Annotated in this window: 11 protein-coding genes and 1 pseudogene; 2 read left to right on the plus strand and 10 right to left on the minus strand. The window is 39.5% G+C overall.

Going from position 1 to position 17,171, the window contains the following annotated elements; genetic code table 11:
• The first annotated feature begins 16 nt into the window (after positions 1-16).
• On the plus strand, positions 17-874 hold the full coding sequence (locus ACFFHF_RS08840) for a dimethylarginine dimethylaminohydrolase family protein (RefSeq protein ID WP_340902541.1): 858 nt from the start codon (positions 17-19) through the stop codon (positions 872-874).
• A gap of 96 nt (positions 875-970) precedes the next feature.
• Here the strand turns inward: ACFFHF_RS08840 and ACFFHF_RS08845 are convergent, their stop codons facing one another.
• Entirely contained in the window at positions 971-2,011 is a 1,041-nt protein-coding gene (locus tag ACFFHF_RS08845; RefSeq protein WP_340902539.1) for an NAD(P)-dependent alcohol dehydrogenase, read from the minus strand.
• A 239-nt stretch (positions 2,012-2,250) separates the two neighbouring features.
• Between ACFFHF_RS08845 and ACFFHF_RS08850 the strand changes: the two genes are divergently transcribed.
• Entirely contained in the window at positions 2,251-2,655 is a 405-nt protein-coding gene (locus tag ACFFHF_RS08850) for a MerR family transcriptional regulator (RefSeq protein WP_340902538.1), read from the plus strand.
• 68 nt (positions 2,656-2,723) lie between these two features.
• Here the strand turns inward: ACFFHF_RS08850 and ACFFHF_RS08855 are convergent, their stop codons facing one another.
• The 9 genes and pseudogenes from ACFFHF_RS08855 to ACFFHF_RS08895 all read right to left on the minus strand — a co-directional run bounded on the left by ACFFHF_RS08855 (position 2,724) and on the right by ACFFHF_RS08895 (position 17,012).
• Positions 2,724-3,713: a LacI family DNA-binding transcriptional regulator gene (locus ACFFHF_RS08855; RefSeq protein WP_340902537.1), complete on the minus strand. Its 990-nt coding sequence runs from the start codon at positions 3,711-3,713 to the stop codon at positions 2,724-2,726.
• 121 nt (positions 3,714-3,834) lie between these two features.
• Positions 3,835-5,799: a glycosyl hydrolase 53 family protein gene (locus ACFFHF_RS08860; protein ID WP_160547335.1), complete on the minus strand. Its 1,965-nt coding sequence runs from the start codon at positions 5,797-5,799 to the stop codon at positions 3,835-3,837.
• A 135-nt stretch (positions 5,800-5,934) separates the two neighbouring features.
• Positions 5,935-8,004, minus strand: a complete 2,070-nt coding sequence (gene ganA, locus ACFFHF_RS08865; RefSeq protein ID WP_340902535.1) for a beta-galactosidase GanA — start codon at positions 8,002-8,004, stop codon at positions 5,935-5,937.
• Between the two features lie 35 nt (positions 8,005-8,039).
• Positions 8,040-8,891: a galactooligosaccharide ABC transporter permease GanQ gene (ganQ, locus tag ACFFHF_RS08870; RefSeq protein WP_160547334.1), complete on the minus strand. Its 852-nt coding sequence runs from the start codon at positions 8,889-8,891 to the stop codon at positions 8,040-8,042.
• Between the two features lie 3 nt (positions 8,892-8,894).
• Positions 8,895-10,151, minus strand: a pseudogene (ganP, locus tag ACFFHF_RS08875) (galactooligosaccharide ABC transporter permease GanP).
• A 99-nt stretch (positions 10,152-10,250) separates the two neighbouring features.
• Entirely contained in the window at positions 10,251-11,534 is a 1,284-nt protein-coding gene (ganS, locus tag ACFFHF_RS08880) for an arabinogalactan oligomer ABC transporter substrate-binding protein GanS (RefSeq protein ID WP_160547333.1), read from the minus strand.
• A 411-nt stretch (positions 11,535-11,945) separates the two neighbouring features.
• On the minus strand, positions 11,946-12,557 hold the full coding sequence (locus tag ACFFHF_RS08885; RefSeq protein WP_160547332.1) for a VTT domain-containing protein: 612 nt from the start codon (positions 12,555-12,557) through the stop codon (positions 11,946-11,948).
• Positions 12,558-12,669: 112 nt separating this feature from the next.
• On the minus strand, positions 12,670-15,846 hold the full coding sequence (locus ACFFHF_RS08890) for a DEAD/DEAH box helicase (RefSeq protein WP_340902531.1): 3,177 nt from the start codon (positions 15,844-15,846) through the stop codon (positions 12,670-12,672).
• A 104-nt stretch (positions 15,847-15,950) separates the two neighbouring features.
• Positions 15,951-17,012: a PQQ-dependent sugar dehydrogenase gene (locus tag ACFFHF_RS08895; protein ID WP_340902530.1), complete on the minus strand. Its 1,062-nt coding sequence runs from the start codon at positions 17,010-17,012 to the stop codon at positions 15,951-15,953.
• Positions 17,013-17,171 lie beyond the last annotated feature (159 nt).

Here is a 17,171-nt window from a genome sequence, read left to right on the forward strand (position 1 = left end):
ATAGGAGGACCTAAATATGGCATTAGAATCCAATATGGAACATAAAACGATTTGTTTCAGTGAATACGATGAATTAAAACGAGTAATTTGCTGCCAGCCGCAGTACATGACGATCAGGGATGTGATTAATGAGACCCAAAAGCACTTTCAAAACGAAGGAATACATATAGAAACTGCATTAGAACAGCATCATCAAATGGTCCAGACGATGCGGAATCACGGCATTGAAGTTATTTTACTTCCTTACCATAAGAAATACCCGGAACAGGTTTTTACAAGGGACATAGGGTTTACACTTGGACATACGGTGTTTGTAGCTGATATGGCAAGTGACGTGAGGCAGGGAGAAGATAATGTATTAAAGCAGTGGCTGGAGGATGAAGGATTTTCCTACTATAATATTGTAGGAGATCAGATTGAAGGCGGAGATGTCATTATCGACAGGGACACCGTGTACATTGGGTTGAGTGATCGAACCAGCCAGCAGGCAGTTGATCATTTAAAACATCTTCTGCCCCAGTTTGATGTTAAAGGCATCGAGTTCAAGGCAGAATATTTACATTTAGACTGTGTCTTTAATGTTGTATCACCAGAGCTAGCGCTGATCTTCCCAGAAGCTTTGACAAAAGAGGATTTTGACATATTTGGATCAAGATATGAATTGATTGAAGTATCTGATGAGGAACAGTTCACCCTTGGGACTAATGTGCTCGGTATAGGAAACAAGCGAATCTTGAGCTTGCCAGTAAATAAAAATGTAAATAAGCAGCTTCGTGACCGTGGATTCGAAGTAATAGAAGTTGATATCACTGAAATTATTAAGTCAGGAGGCTCTTTCCGCTGCTGTACGCTGCCTATTCTTAGATCAAGGTAAACGTTCAAGAATAACTTTCTCATAAAAGGATGTCCATCAAAGCTAGGTATAATGGACATCCTAAAAATCACCAATAGAATTTATCAACTACACAAATCACATTGTGCTAGTGTCAATTACGAACCGGTACTTCACATCTGAAGCTAGTACACGTTCGTAGGCTTCATCAATTTGGTCTGCCGAAATGACTTCAATAGAAGGGACAATGTTGTGTTCTGCGCAGAAGTCTAACATTTCCTGAGTCTCACGAATGCCTCCAATCATTGAACCTGCAAAAGAGCGACGGTGGCCGATAAGAGAGAACACATTTACTGGCAATGGCTCTGCAGGCGCACCAACATTTACTAAAGTACCATCTAGTGTTAACAGTGAGAGATACGCACTAATGTCAATTTTTGCACTTACCGTGTTAATAATTAAGTCAAAGGTTCCGGCGAGCTCCTTGAATGTTTCTGGGTCGTTTGTGGCATAGTAGCTGTCCGCTCCAAATTGCAAACCATCTTCCTTTTTACTCAAAGTTTGCGAAAGGACGGTAACTTCCGCACCCATGGCGTGTGCAATCTTGACAGCCATATGACCAAGACCGCCCAGACCAACAACCGCTACTTTCTTCCCTGGACCAGCTCCCCAATGATTTAATGGGGAATATGTCGTAATCCCTGCACAAAGTAATGGTGCTGCAACATCAAGCTCAATACCATCAGGAATTCTGACTACGAAGTCCTCCGTTACCACAATGTGAGTAGAATAGCCACCTTGAGTAGGTTCACCATATTTGTCAACACCCGCGTAGGTAGGAACATTTCCTTTAAGACAGTATTGTTCTTCCCCTTTACGGCAATTCTCACAGTCGCCACAAGAATCAACCATACATCCGACCCCTACCCGGTCACCTACCTTATACTTTGTCACCTCTTTTCCTACATCAGTAACAATTCCTGCAATTTCATGTCCGGGTACTAGAGGATAATTCACTTCACCCCATTCGCCGTGTGCAGTATGGATGTCAGAGTGGCATATGCCTGCATATTTAATTTCAATTAGAACATCGTGTAAATCAAGGTCACGTCTTTTAATTTCAGCCACTCGAAACGGTTGGTCTGGACCATCGACTGCTCTCGCTTTAGCTATTGTCATTTGTATAAACCTCCACTATACTTTGATTTTTCTAGAGAATCGACTAGGATCAGATGTAACATCCCTTTATTCTCTTGCAAATCTAGAATAGGCCCTATAGTTAACTCTAGGTCAAGCATAAGTTTGTGAAGAATACGACATATATTAAACTTTGACGTTGGGTATACAGAATGATAAAATCTTGCTAAAACATAGAGTTAACTCGAAGTCTATAAATAGATAAAAGGAGATAATTGACGATGACCTATTCTATAAGCGAAGTTGCAAAAGAATTAGATCTAACAGTATATGCCTTACGATACTACGATAAGGAGGGTCTAATGCCTTTTGTGGAACGTACTCCTAGTGGAACTCGTTTATTTAAAGACTCTGATATTGAAGCACTAAAAATTATTCAATGTCTAAAATCTACGGGGATGCCTATTAAAGAAATTAAAGGATTCATCGAATGGTGTTCAGAGGGAGATTCCACCTTACAACAAAGATATGACATGTTCTTGGAGAGAAAAGCGATTGTGGAAGCACAGTTGGAAGAACTGAATAAGACTATGGAGGTCATAAATCATAAATGCAATTATTACAAGACGGCCTTGAATGCAGGAACGGAAGAAATTCATAAAATCAATAAAATAGGAAATTTTTAATAAACCGAAAAAATGGCATACTCCATTCGTATGCCATTTCGATTTATTTCTAACTGTTAGGGAATTCACTAAAAACTACTGTCACGAATAATCAGCTCTGTTCCCAGCTGCACCTTCTTGGACACTTTACGTCCCATCACTCGTTCCATGACTAAATCAACCGCTACTTCTCCCATCATTTCGGTATGGACCTTCAATGTTGAGAGTGATGGATAAATATATTTTGAAACACTAATATCATTCAAACCAATGATATTCACTCTGTCTGGAACTACGATATTTTCTTCGTGCAATGCTCGGAGGGCTCCGATGGCAAGAAGGTCATTTCCCGCAAAAAAGGCCGTTGGTAACGCTTCTTGGTGTTCAAGGATCGCTTGTTTCATTAATCGATATCCGTCGTCCACTGAGAAAGATCCTGTATAAATAAAGCTTTCGTTCCACAGTCTCTTTTCATTCATATAACTATAAAATGTCTTTTCCCGAAGGTCTGCGATCTCACCTGATTGATCTCTGTAGTATTCTCTACCACCAATATACCCAATGGAATGGTGTCCTTTATCTAACAGGTGATCGACGATCTTTTTCGTAGCCTTATCAAAGTCTGTAATTACTGAATCATACGAATCATCCATCAAACTATGGTCAACTAAAACGATGTGTTCGGTAATCTCCGCTAGAGCCCGCACTTGGTTTTCGCTGAACTTACCTATGGCGATAATTCCTTGAATATTTTCCTGCTTTAACTCCTCAATATCATTGTAAAAATACTTTACGATTTGTGCATCCAGCTGCTGACATCTTGTTTCTATTCCAAACCGTATTGACATATAATATAAATCTTCGAGTTCCTCTTTCTCTGTATACCAATGAACAATCGCAAACTTTGAAGGGCTAGACTTTCGTACAACCCGACGTTTATATTCGAGCTTTTCTGCGACTTCAAATATCTTTTTCCTTGTCTCATCCGTAACCGAAAGCGAAGAATCATAGTTCAATACACGTGAAACAGTAGCAATGGATACACCGGCCTTTTCTGCAATATCTTTGATCGTGGCCATATCAATCACCTCTATCTCGCTAATCTCATATATTTATCATTCCATATCCCTATATAAAAAGAAAGGGTTAATTAGAAAATGAAACAAAGTCTGCCCCCCTATCAAGGAGGTCAGACCTTGTTTAGTTGATATCTTTTACCTTGTATAAGTAAAAATCATCTACACTTCCCCATGCCCCGCCATCTGCTCTTATGCTAGCACCAATCGTAATCGTTCCATCTAGCACAAGAATATCAGTCACTACCGGTTGACTCCAGTTCACCCAGCCATTAACAGAGGTTTGGATTTTGAATTCTTGATCACCAGACAATGCGTACAAATGCATATCCGAGTTATTGGCATCTCCCCCTTGTAAAAACATCGAAAGATTATAGTAACCAGGCTCTAGACCAGTAATTTTCTGTTCTACAGAAAAATTCACTTCTTCTCCAGAATAAAAATGTAGTGAATAGTTCCCAGACTTGGCATCAGCAGCCTTATTTTGAAAATCGGTATGTGGTGCTGTTCCATTCTTATATAGGATGTTCCACATACTTCGATCATTTTCCTCAAATCCTGAATTCATCACAAAGTTTTCCGGGAAGATTGTAAGATGTAGTTTGACTGTTCCTCCACCTTCTACCTCACCGTTTATTTCATAGGTACCCACACCATTTTGAATGGCTTGTTTCACAACTTCTTCATCCCATGTGACACGTACAACCCCCGAGGTCCCATTATTGTAGGTAACCTGTACAGTTGTTGGCAATGTGATCTCTTCTCCTGCAATAACACTTAAAGAAACATCCTTTATTTCGTCAATTTTCAAAGGGGCTACCGACCCTGTATCAACATATTTAAATACATTCAGAGACGATAATGGACGACCGTAAAAATCAAACAGTGCTTGATTATCAACCGCGCTTCCTCCATACCAGTGGCCTGCATCTTCCGGATCGTATTCTGCCGCATAGCTTGTCGCCCAGCCTGATCCATATTTTTCCCATAATTTTTGGTTTTTCTTTAGCTTTTTATCTGGGGCAGCTGGAATCCAAGCGGGCTCCCAATAAAAAACGCCAATTCCCGCTTCACCTACATTAGCCACTGCCTCGATTACATCCCGAACAGCAGTCGCTTGACCTTGTACCGTGATTGGATAATTTAATGTTTGCCCTGAATCCTTTGGTGCTGTATTTCCATGGCCGTCTCCATCCTCTTTTGTATAGGTATAGGACGTTTCTGCTACCATCACTTGCTTTCCATATGCACTAGCCACATTCTTTAGAACAGAGGTCAAATTAGTTAAAGTTCCGTGCCAGAAAGGATAGTAGGAGCTTGCAAATACATCATAGTCCACTTCATTTTCTTGAAGTGTCTTCGCGATAGAAGCGTATCTACCTGAAGTCTCTGGATTGGTAAAGTGTAAGGCTACTAATATGTTAGAATCAAGTTCTCTTACGGCTTTGCTTCCCGCATTGAATAATTGGCTCATCGCTTCCCAATTTTTTTCTCCTGCAAGACCACCATTTGTTTCGTTTCCGATTTGCACCATGCCAATATCGATTCCTTCATCCATCATGGCTTGTAAGCTCTCTTTAGTATAATCATAGAGCGCTACCTTCTTTTCCTCCAAGTTCAGGTTCTTCCAAGCCTTCGGCGCCTGCTGTTTCGCTGGGTCCGCCCAGAAATCTGAGTAATGGAAGTCCACTAATAGTTTCATGTTATTGGCGGTCGCTCTTTTTCCAATTTCAATTGCCTTTTCTATATCATTATTTCCGCCGCCATACCCACGGCCCTTTGAATCGTAAGGGTCATTCCATACTCGTACACGAACATAATTCACTCCTGCATCATTTAACGTTTTAAAGATGTCCTGCTTTTTTCCTGCTTCATTATAAAATTTGACCCCACTGTCTTCTAACGCAATAATACTCGACACGTCTACCCCTTTAATAAAGTCCTCATCGATTCCTGCTACTCTTTTTACGAAAATATCACTTGCAACTGGATTTACCTGTGCATCCCCTTCGCTAGGATGAAATAAAACGGAACTTATGATTAATGTAAATGCTAGCAATCTAGCGAACATCCTATTCATCTCTCTCATACTCTCCTCACCTTTATCAAAAATTTCTTATATTAATGGAAATCATGCTAAGATGTGTATTCGAGTAGTAAACGTTTCCATTCACATCGTAAATACATGGGTGGGTTCCCGGTCCCACCCATGTATGCATTCACGTTAATTTGTCGTTCTTTTTTTCTCAACAATTCGTACTTCATACTTCTCTAACGATACGTCTCCTAGCAATTCTTCACCGGTACTCTTATCTGTTACTGGTAACTCAAAGGTAACCACTTGATTTTCCTCAGTGAAATTCATAACAAAAATGAAGTCACTTTCAGGAGCATTCCTTACTTGTACTGAGACCCCCTCTCCATGTTTTACTGAAGACACAGATTCTAGAGCCAACTCTTTCATTATTTCTTCATAAAAGTCCCTTTGGAACTGATCTTCTAATCGTCCACCGATATAGTAAGCCTTACCTTCTTCATATTTGTGGCTGGTTACAGCTGGGGTATTGGCATAAAAATCAGCTGTGTATACACCCTTTACTGTTGCAGTATTTAGTTCAAGGATCGTAGCATAATCCTTTAATTCATACGTACGACCTTTATACTCCACATAGTTTCGATCTTTTGGATAATACGTATCGGTTTCAACTGGTTTTAAGCCAAAGATATCCTGTAGATCTTTATGCCATCCACCTAAGTACGTTAAGTCATACTCATTTACAAGACCACTAATATAGGTCATGACAAGTGTTCCGCCTGCTGCGACAAAGGATTTTAAACGTAAAATGGTTTCTTCACTCATTAAATAAAGCATCGGGACAATTAATAGTTTATAAGATGAAAAGTCTTGCTCCTTTGTAATCACATCTACAGGAATATCTTTTTCCCAGAAAACCTTGTAGTGCTGTTGCAAGGTTTGAGGATAGCGTTTGGTGTCCAATCCGAATCCTTGTGCGTCATTTAGAGCCCAGTTGCTTTCCCAATCGTAAAGAATAGCAACATCTGCTGGACGATTCGTGCCGACAATATCAGATAGATTTTCTAATGTTTTTCCAACTTGAGCTACCTCTTGGAAAACACGATTATTCGTACTGTTATCATGATCCACCACAGCACCATGGAATTTTTCTGATGATCCACGTGATTTTCTCCACTGGAAGTACATCACACTATCCGAACCATGAGCTACCATCTGCATGGAAGATAGAAGATGCATACCTGGTCTTTTTGCTTTGTTCACACTATGCCAATTTACCAAGCTCGGAGTGGATTCCATTAGCAAGAATGGTTGTTGTTTTAAACTACGATACAGATCATTAATGAAGCCAACCTTCATCGCTAAATTCGCCGTACTTTCCCAGTCATTATGCCACGCTGGATACGCATCCCAGCTAACCACATCCACATGCTTCGCAAATTTACTATAATCTAGTGATTGAAACGGAATTAAATCGAATGTGTCTGCCATAAAATTCGTTGTGATTGGCACTTCTGGCGTAAGTTCTCTTATTGGAACAATCTCATTTTCATAGAAGGAAATCGTTTGATCGGTAACAAAACGTCGCCAATCCAGGTTCAATCCATGAACCATACTTTCCCCAATCGGAGAGGGTGATTCAACCTGAGACCAATCACTATAGGTGTGACTCCAGAACGGTCCCCACCAAGCATCGTTTAATGATTTAAGATCATTTTGATATTTGTTTTTTATCCATTGTCTAAAAGCTATCTGACACTGATCGCAGTGACACTCTCCACCATACTCATTTGAGATATGCCACATCAATAATGCCGGATGACTACCATATCTTTCTGCTAACTTGCGGTTCATTTCCTGTGTTTTTTCACGATAAACAGGAGCTGTAAAACAGTGATTATGTCGTCCTCCATGTAATTGTTTCACTCTAGAAGAGTTTACACGAAGAACCTCAGGGTATTTTTCCGACATCCAAGCAGGGCGTGCTCCACTTGGTGTAGCTAAGATGACTTTTCCACCGATACTGTGAATATCGTCAAAGATATCATCTAACCATTCAAAGTGGTACTTGCCTTCCTCTGGCTCCAATGCACTCCATGCAAAGATTCCAACAGAGAATGTGTTCGTATGGGCTAACTTCATTAATTTAATATCATCTGCTAAGATTTCTGGATGGTCCAGCCATTGATCAGGATTATAGTCTCCCCCGTGAAGCATGAATTTCGCATTTGTTGTATAGGTTTTATGATGATTTTTCATTGTCGTCTCCTTCTACTATTGACTTTTTTATGAAATCAACCCTTCGTTCCACCAGCTGTTAGTCCTGATACAAAGTGCTTCTGAAGCAAAATGAATATAATCGCAATCGGAATACTGATCAGTATGGCTCCAGCTGCAAAGGTCGTGTAGCTAGCCCCCATTACATCATTAACGAGGTTATATAATCCAATCGGTAGGGTGTACGCCTCAGGTGTTCGTAAAATGGTTGATGATAAAACGAAATCTCCCAGCGGCCCGGTAAAACCATTCATCGCGACGACCGCAATCATTGGTCGTGATAAAGGCATAAGGATTTGTAAAAAGATCCTTGTATTACTTGCTCCATCAATTTTCGCGCTTTCATCCAAGTCCATGGGAATCGAGTCCATATATCCTTTCATCAAATAAGTGTTCATAGGAATTTGTCCACCAATATATAAAAGGATTAATAGCCAATGACTATTCATCATGCCTAGTATTTGCGCTAATACAAATAGAGCAATTAGAGCAGAAAATTGTGGAATCATTTGTAGTAATAGAAACAATGTTAAGGCTTTTTGTCTTCCCTTAAAGCGAAACCGAGAAAATGCATAGGCAGTAAAAGAAACACTTATTACCGTCCCTATCATGGTAAAAACACTAATTTTCAAGGAATTTGCATACCATTTTCCATATTGCAAACTTTCCTTCCCTGCAAACAATTCGCGATAATGATCAAGTGTAGGGTTTTTAGGAATGATGGACGTGCTAATCAAGCTGTTTCCCGGATTAAAGCTCGCACCAACGGTCCAAATTAATGGATAAATAATGATCACTGTCATAAAAACTAATATCAAATGTGTAAACAGGAGACGAAAGAATTTTTGTTTTTTCATATCTTTCAGCATCCTTTAAGCCCCCTCTTTAAAGGAATTCGTACGTCTAAATTGCCATAGTGCAATCGCGATAACAAATACTGATAGCAAGATGGTTAATGCAGCCGCCAGTGAATACTGACTCGATTGCATCGTTAATTTGTATATCCATGAAACGAGTATATCCGTTCCTCCAGCCGTCGATCCTGGTACAGCAGGTCCACCACCATTAAATAGATAAATAATATTAAAGTTATTAAAGTTAAACGTGTATTAAGTAATAATGATCGGAGCCATTGCGATTAAAATCATAGGCATTGTAATATGGCGAAACTTTGCAAAAACAGACGCTCCATCAATCGTTGCTGCTTCATAAAGGTCATCCGGAATGGACTGAAGGACACCTGTTGTTACTAAGAAAATATAAGGGAAACCTAACCAGCCCTGCATAAGAATTAATGCTACTCGTGTCCAATTTTCATCAGTTAGCCACGGAATGGACTGAATTCCAAAAGCAGCCAGTATATCGTTATTGATTGCCCCAAAGCTATCATTAAATAATCCTGCAAATATTAAGATCGTTACAAACCCAGGTACTGCCCAAGGAAGAACAAGAACCGTTCGATAGAACTTAGTAAATTTCACATCTTTCTGATTGACTAAAACCGCAAGAAACACTCCAAGGCTCACCTGCAAAGTAGAAGCCACAAGCGTCCAAATAACCGTCCAAGCTAATACATCAAAGAAGGTAGAACGCCAAATATCAACGGTGAAGATTTCAAAAAATGTTTCTAACCCGACCCAATCAGCTAAGTTAGCCGGTGGAGAATGGTATAAATCGTAGTTCGTAAACGCTAATGCGAAACTAAATAAAATAGGGAAAATGACTGCAAATATTAAAATAAAGAGTGATGGTCCACTGATCACATAAGGGTAACCCTGCTCAATTAAATTGCGGTAATCCTCCTTAAGAGAATGCAGCCGCTGATTTTTATCTCTCAAAGCCCCGTTCTTATAAGCATCTCGTAGATTAATATAGTAAAAGGCAAGCCCAAAAATCGTTACAATGACAGCAATAATCCCTTCCGCAAGGAGAAAGATCGAGTTATCTCGGGGCACTTCCGTTCCAAGTGTGAAAAGCCCCCAAAATCCCATATTCAATAAATCACCAAATACTGCAAAAAACGAAACCGCTAAAAGTAGAAATAAAAGCCCTTTTATCCACTGCTTATTGTAAAATTGACCAAGCCCTGGAATGATTGATAAAAGCAAAGCCGTTTTGCGATGTTGCACTTTTTTCACCTCTTATTAGACGTTCGTGTGATAGATTCCGTCCTTATAATAAATGGTGTCAAACATAAGGACCGTTTGACACCATTGTTTACTTACAAATTATTTTCCACCATGCTTCGCTTCGATCTGTCCTTTAATCGTTTCAACGGCTTGCTCCAACGCTTCTTTAGGTTGAGCTTTACCAGTTGCGATGGTTTGCAGGGCAGAGTCTGTTGGTGTCCAAACTTCGTTCATTTCTGGAATGTTTGGAGTTAATTCAGCAAATTGCGATTGCTCAGCTACCGCTTGGGCTGCTTCACTTTCTGCTACAACAGGATCATTAGCAAGTGCTTGTACAGCTGGAACTTCCTTGGTCACTTCATATCGAGCTTTTGAATTTTCTTCATTTGCTAAAAATACAACTAACTTCTCAGCAAGTTCAGCATTTTTACTATAAGAGCTCACATTATAACTCTTCACTCCAACGAACGAACTCATATTCTCACCATTTGAAAGCTCAGGTAATTTGGTTACACCAAAATTGATTCCTGCTTTTGTAAATGGATCAATATTCCAAGGACCTGAAATGACAGCAGCAGCTTTTCCTTCCGTAAACAACGATTCAAGAACATTAATTCCTTGTTCACCAATGATTCCAGCTGGAAATAGACCTTCTTTATAGAACTTTTGAATATACTCTGCCCCTTCAAGAGCACCTTTGGTATTTAACCCGATATCGGCAGGATCGTAATTGCCTTTGTCATCGGTTCCGAAAATATATCCACCATACCCACTCAAAATGCTTTGTGCATAGTAGATTTGGTCAAACAAAGCTAGGAATCCAAATTTTTCTCCATCCGTTACCTTCTTAGAGTAGTCATACCATCCGTCAAGAGTGGTTGGAAGTTCTGCTTCAGAAACTAAATCTTTATTGTAATAAAGCATGGTAGTTTCTACAGCTTTAGGTAAACCATACACCTTGTTTTCTACCATTTGCGACTTCATAGCTACTTCTGTATAAATAGATTGAACATCTTCAGCTACATTTAACTCTTTGATTAATCCTTCGGTTACCGCCGTTCCAATTTGGTCTCCCGGCATGGTAAGTACATCTGGTCCTGTACCACCCGGTCCATCCATACGTAAATCTTCTATTTGTTGAGCATAGGCTTTTTCAACTACTTTCACCTTTACTCCATTTTCTTCTTCAAACTTAGCAATCGCATCTTTAATACCTGCTCCTTTTTCAATATCCTCCCAAACTAGTAAATCATACTCTTTGTTCTTGGAAGAATCGTTCGAACCAGTACTCTCCGTACTACTTTCTTGAGGTCCACACGCTACTAAAGATAAACTTAAAGCAATACCGCTCATAACGCTAAAATACTTTTTAAACTTCTTCATAGCTTACATCCTCTCACATTGGTTTACATTTTTATTGAAAGCGCTTCAGTAATTAAAATATATCACTAACAGTAAAACTTGTAAATATATTTTTACTAAAACTAGTAAAAAAATTTCAGAAAAGTATTTTACTAACGATTATATGGTATCAAACAGTACTTTTTATCCTTTCATTCCAAACCCCAAGTATTCAATCTTCACTACGAAATATACCGTATTCCACTATTTTTTTGCCATATACATAAATAACTATACTTATTTTTAGTAAAAAATTTTACCTGAATAGCCGTTTAATATAGCAAACAATCAATACCTTAGATGCAAAAGTGTGAGCAATTGCATATGGCTCGATACTAGCCTCTGACAAATTAAATATAAAAAGGAGAGCTCCCCATTATTAGGAAGTTCTCCTTATCTATTAACTACATTCATTCTTTTCCTTTGATTACGCTGTTTTAGTACTTTCCAACTTATATAACCAATCGTCATGGCTCCAAGCATAACTAGTAACATGGTTTGATATTCAGTAATCCTATTTATCATTTGTTTAGCATCACCGTCATAATAACGACCAATACTTAACAAAAGGAAAGTCGATGGCCCTATTCCTAACATCGTAAGTGCCGTATAAGGAAGAACTTTCATATTAGACATTCCTGCAATAAAAGGAATCACGTTACCTAAATGAAGGGGACTTAATACCGCAATACTCCACACACCATACTTGTTCAACCGATTCTTTACCTTTACCAACTTTTCTCTTTGAGTCAGGTTCAATCTATTTTCAACAGAATTCCCTAATTTATATCCAATGGTATAAGGGATATAGCTCCCGAGAGCATATAAAAAACTTCCAGTTAGTGAAATCCATGCTACTTCAATCCAGGATAAATTTAAAATAAACCCTACTGTGACTATAAAAAAAGTTCCAACAAAAGGAAAGGCACTTCCCTCAATGAATAAGGAAAACAAAATTCCGCCTATCCCCCATTTATCTATTAGTGTTAGTAGAAAGTCCGTCATAAAACCACTCCATCTTATTTAAGATACTATAAGTATAAAGTGACTTTTCTTATCTAAATAGAAACCAAGGTTGTAACTTCTTCTAAGACTCGAGATGTAGATTTCACCATAACTAAATCATTAATATCTCACGAATATCATCTTCTGTAAGAGAAGGAGTGGAATTCCGCTTAGAATCAATAATCTCTGACACAAGATCTCTCTTTTTCTCCTGCAGTTCATTGATTTTCTCCTCGATAGTCCCGCGTGCAATCAGCTTGATCACTTGCACTTCATTCGTCTGACCAATCCGATGTGCACGGTCTGCCGCTTGCTCCTCCACAGCCGGATTCCACCAAAGGTCATATAAAATAACCGTATCCGCCCCTGTTAAATTCAGTCCCGTTCCACCCGCTTTTAACGATATAAGAAAAATATCCCGTTCACCATCGTTAAATCGATTGCATCTTTCTAGACGTTCTTCCGAAGGTGTCTGACCATCCAAGTAGAAAAAAGGGATCCCTTGATTAGCTAGTTCCCTGCCAATCAGAGTGAGCATTTTCGTAAACTGAGAAAAAATCAGCACCCGTCTTCCAGAAAACTTTGCTTCATCCACAATCTTCATGAGCTGTTCAAATTTTGACGAACTTCCTTTATATCCATCTACAAATAAACCAGGATGACAACAAATCTGTCTTAATCGCGTTAATCCAGCCAAGATTTTAATCCGATTTTTCCTTATCGTGTCCTTGTCCAAATGCTTTAACGTATCTTCTTTCAGTTTGGCAAGATACGCGGCATACAAATTCTTCTGATCTGGGAGAAGCTCCACGGTCTCTATCCACTCCATTTTTCCAGGAATGTCAGAAAGTACCTCTTCCTTCATTCTTCGCAGTAAAAACGGGCGAATCCTCCGAGCAATTTGCTTTCTTGTTAGATTGCTGTACTCCTTGAATCCGAGAAAAAGTTCAGGAAACACAACGTGGAAAATAGACCAGAGTTCTTCTAAGGAATTTTCCACCGGAGTCCCTGTAAGGGCAAAGCGATAATTAGCTTGTATCCTTCGCACGGCTTTCGCTGTTTGTGAAACTGGATTTTTAAAGGCTTGTGCTTCATCAAAGAAAACCACACGAAACGACTGTTTTTGGTACCAGGTCAAATCTTTTAATAACAATGGATACGAGGTGATCAAAACGTCTAACCCATCCAGGTTATTCTGAAGTTTTACCCTTTCCGTTTTCGTTCCATCCATCACAACGGCTTGTAGCTCTGGAGCAAACTTCATCATTTCACTTAACCAGTTATACGTTAGAGATGATGGACAGACAACAAGAACAGGTAGCTTTTTTTCACGTATGGTAGAAAGCTCTGACAATATGAAGGAAATGCTCTGCAAGGTTTTCCCAAGTCCCATATCATCTGCTAGAATTCCGCCAAATCCAAAATGGGCGAGCGTTTTCATCCATTGGTAACCTTGCTTCTGATACTCATGGAGAATCGGCTCTACCGGTTTTGGTACTTCAAACTTCATTTCACCTGGATTTTGAATGGTATTTATAAATTGACGAAAGGAATCCTCAAACATAAATACTTTACTATCACCATCTAAAAGCTGTAGCCCTCGAACGACAGGGATGTTTAATTCATTTTCCCAATCTTCTGGTTGGATGGGAAGTGAATGAAGGAAACGATCAATTTCTTCAAATTCTCTTGTTTCCAACGAGAGCAGCGATCCATTTTTCAAACGATAGTATTTTCGCTTTTCCTCTAACGCTGCTAGCACGGCACGAATCTCTTTCTCTGCCATGCCCTCCATTTCAAACTTGAATTCAAGCCAATTGGTTCGTTCTTTTTTCATTTTAATCCGGATTTTAGGGTGGGCACTTTCCTTGAACAACCGGTTTCTGACAGCTGTCGTTGCATATATTTGCACGAGCTTCTCTAGCTTCGGAACAGCATGATATAAAAATTCATACTCCAATTCCTCATTATGCAGAACATATCCACTGTCCGTCGTTGCAAATGAACTTTCCTCCATTAGCTTCAGGATCGCTTGCTCTTTCCCAACATCCCTTGCTGCAATAAATCTTGCTTGTTGTTGATGACTTTCTAGTGGGTTAATTACTATATTTTCATAGTGAAATTCCAATCCCGCGAGAAGCCGATTACTTACTCGATCAAGGTACAACTTCGCTATGAGCGGCGTGTGAAAGAGTTGATTGGAGACGGTAGATGATATTTGCACGGTTCCCAACTTTTTTAAACCTGGAACCACTTTTTCCAAGAAAAAGTCAAATTGTTCCTTTGGAATGGGAATACTCCCTGCCTTCGTATTTTCTAACATCTGTTTCATTTCAACCAGTCGGTCCATATCTTCATAAGGAATTTGGTATATCTCCCCTTTAGCCAAAACAAGTCCATATGAATCCATCACGATGATTTGATCCAAGCCTTGAACTTTCAGTTGATAGCCTCCACCCTTTACGTCTGTTACTTCAAATTGCAAAGGAAGCGTATTTTTAGAAAGTCGGATTCCGCTATAAGTGAGTTCATCAACCTGTAAACTTACTTGTGGTGCTTTTACAAGAAAAGGGAGTAGCCTTTCCCAAGATGTTGGCGTGATCAGTAGCATTTGGCTGTTTGGTACAACACCATGCACCTTTTCATCATGGATCACTTGAACAAGCTGTGAAATCACCGCGTCCGTTTCTCTTTGGAAACAATGAACACTCGGATCAAAAGTAAAAGTATCTGAAAGGGCTATGGGTGTCCCTTTTTTCATGTTCTCTAGGAAATCTCGTATATCTTGGACTAAAATGGATTGAATAGTAAGCTCTACCCCTAGCATCTCTTTATCCATTACGGAAATGATTTTGCAAGTAATTGCAGCCTCTACGACTTGCCGATTTTCAAAATGGAGCTGATGTCCACTCGACCTCTTGGGTTGATTGGCAAACAGGGTTAACAACCCGTCTGTTAGTTCCTGATTCGCTGTAGGATGCTCGCTTGGTATAAAAGGGACCGTCCCTTTTTTCTGATAGTCATAAATGGCTAATAACACAGCAGCAATATGCTGACATTCATTTTTAAAAGAAGGGAGTGAAGGACAGCTACAGTTCGTTTGAAAATCACCGTGATCCACGGCTACTTTCACTTGAAATTCCTCCGCGCCCGTAACCGTTGCTTCACACCCTTGAGGATGATAACTCTGGAATGTTACTCGATCCGCACGATAAAAAGAATCTCCTCGTTTAAAGGAGACTGTACCACACATGTCTTTTATGATTTTATGATTTAATCGTATATTCACGTATGCCTCTCCTTTCTAGAGGATCATTTGTCTCAATTATTTTACCATCAAAAGACTAGCAGACACCAAAAAATGCCCAATTAACTCGTTGGGCATTTTTTCTTCTATTGTATAGTTAGCTTAAATAACCGATCGTCACCTTCCCGAGGATTGCCTCTTCCATCACGATTATTGGTGATGGAATATAGCGCATTTTCTTCAATTAGAATATCCCGCATTCTTCCCGCACCTTCAAATATGGTTTCCACTTTCGTACCCGTGAGGTCGACTACTCGAATACTTTCGCCACGTAAGGTCGCTACATAGATATTCCCGTTTTTTATTTCAATTCCAGATGGAGCCCAAGTTTCCTCTCCAGTATGGAATAATGGAGTTACCATATTTGAAGCTTTTTCGTCACCCTGAATCACAGGCCAGCCATAATTCTTCCCAGCTTCAATTTGATTAATCTCATCATGCGCCGACTGTCCATGCTCAGAGCTATAAAGCTTTCCATTATTATCCCATGCTAGTCCTTGAGGGTTTCTATGTCCATAAGAATACACATATGAATTTTTAATTGGATTATCATCTGGTATGGAGCCGTCTAATTCCAAACGCAAGATTTTACCCGCTAAGCTACTGACGTTTTGAGCATGATTAGGATTCCCAGCATCTCCAGCTGTAGCATACAATTTGCCGTCAGGTCCGATTTTGATTCGTCCACCATTGTGAATTCTTCCACCAGGAATTCCTTCAAGAATAACGGAAGTTTCCCGCCATGTATTTTGATTAAGTTGGAGAACGACAATACGGTTCAACACTTCTCCATTTTCTTCATAGGTATGGTACGCATATGCTTCCTGATTGCTATCAAAATTTGGAGAAAGTATGAAACCCAAAAGCCCTCCTTCTCCGATATGAAGGACGTCTTTTGTCACATCCACCTGTTGCATCGTTTTTGAGCCATTTCCACCATCCACTTTAATCACACTTCCCGTACGTTGACTCAAATAGAAGGTTTGATTGTGTTTAGTAATATTCCAAGGAATCTGTAAATCCGTCACAATCACCTCCGCTTGCCTTGCAACGACCTCACTTGCTTCATTTTCATTCGATAATTCATCATCTCCTGCACAACCCGCAACAAAGAAGATTGCCGTTAACGTGATCAGGTATTTTTTCAATGATACCACCTCGATTTTTTTTCTAGATAGAAGTTTAGCCATTTGTTTACAATAATAAAATGATTCTTACTTACTAAAAAAAGAATACTCAAAGAAGGTTTCATTTGTTTACACTTTTTTCGGACTTTGAAACGACTCCTGAATCCGGGACTGTCCGAT

It is taken from the genome of Robertmurraya beringensis, from assembly GCF_042433785.1.
Taxonomy (GTDB): Bacteria; Bacillota; Bacilli; order Bacillales; family Cytobacillaceae; genus Robertmurraya_A; species Robertmurraya_A beringensis.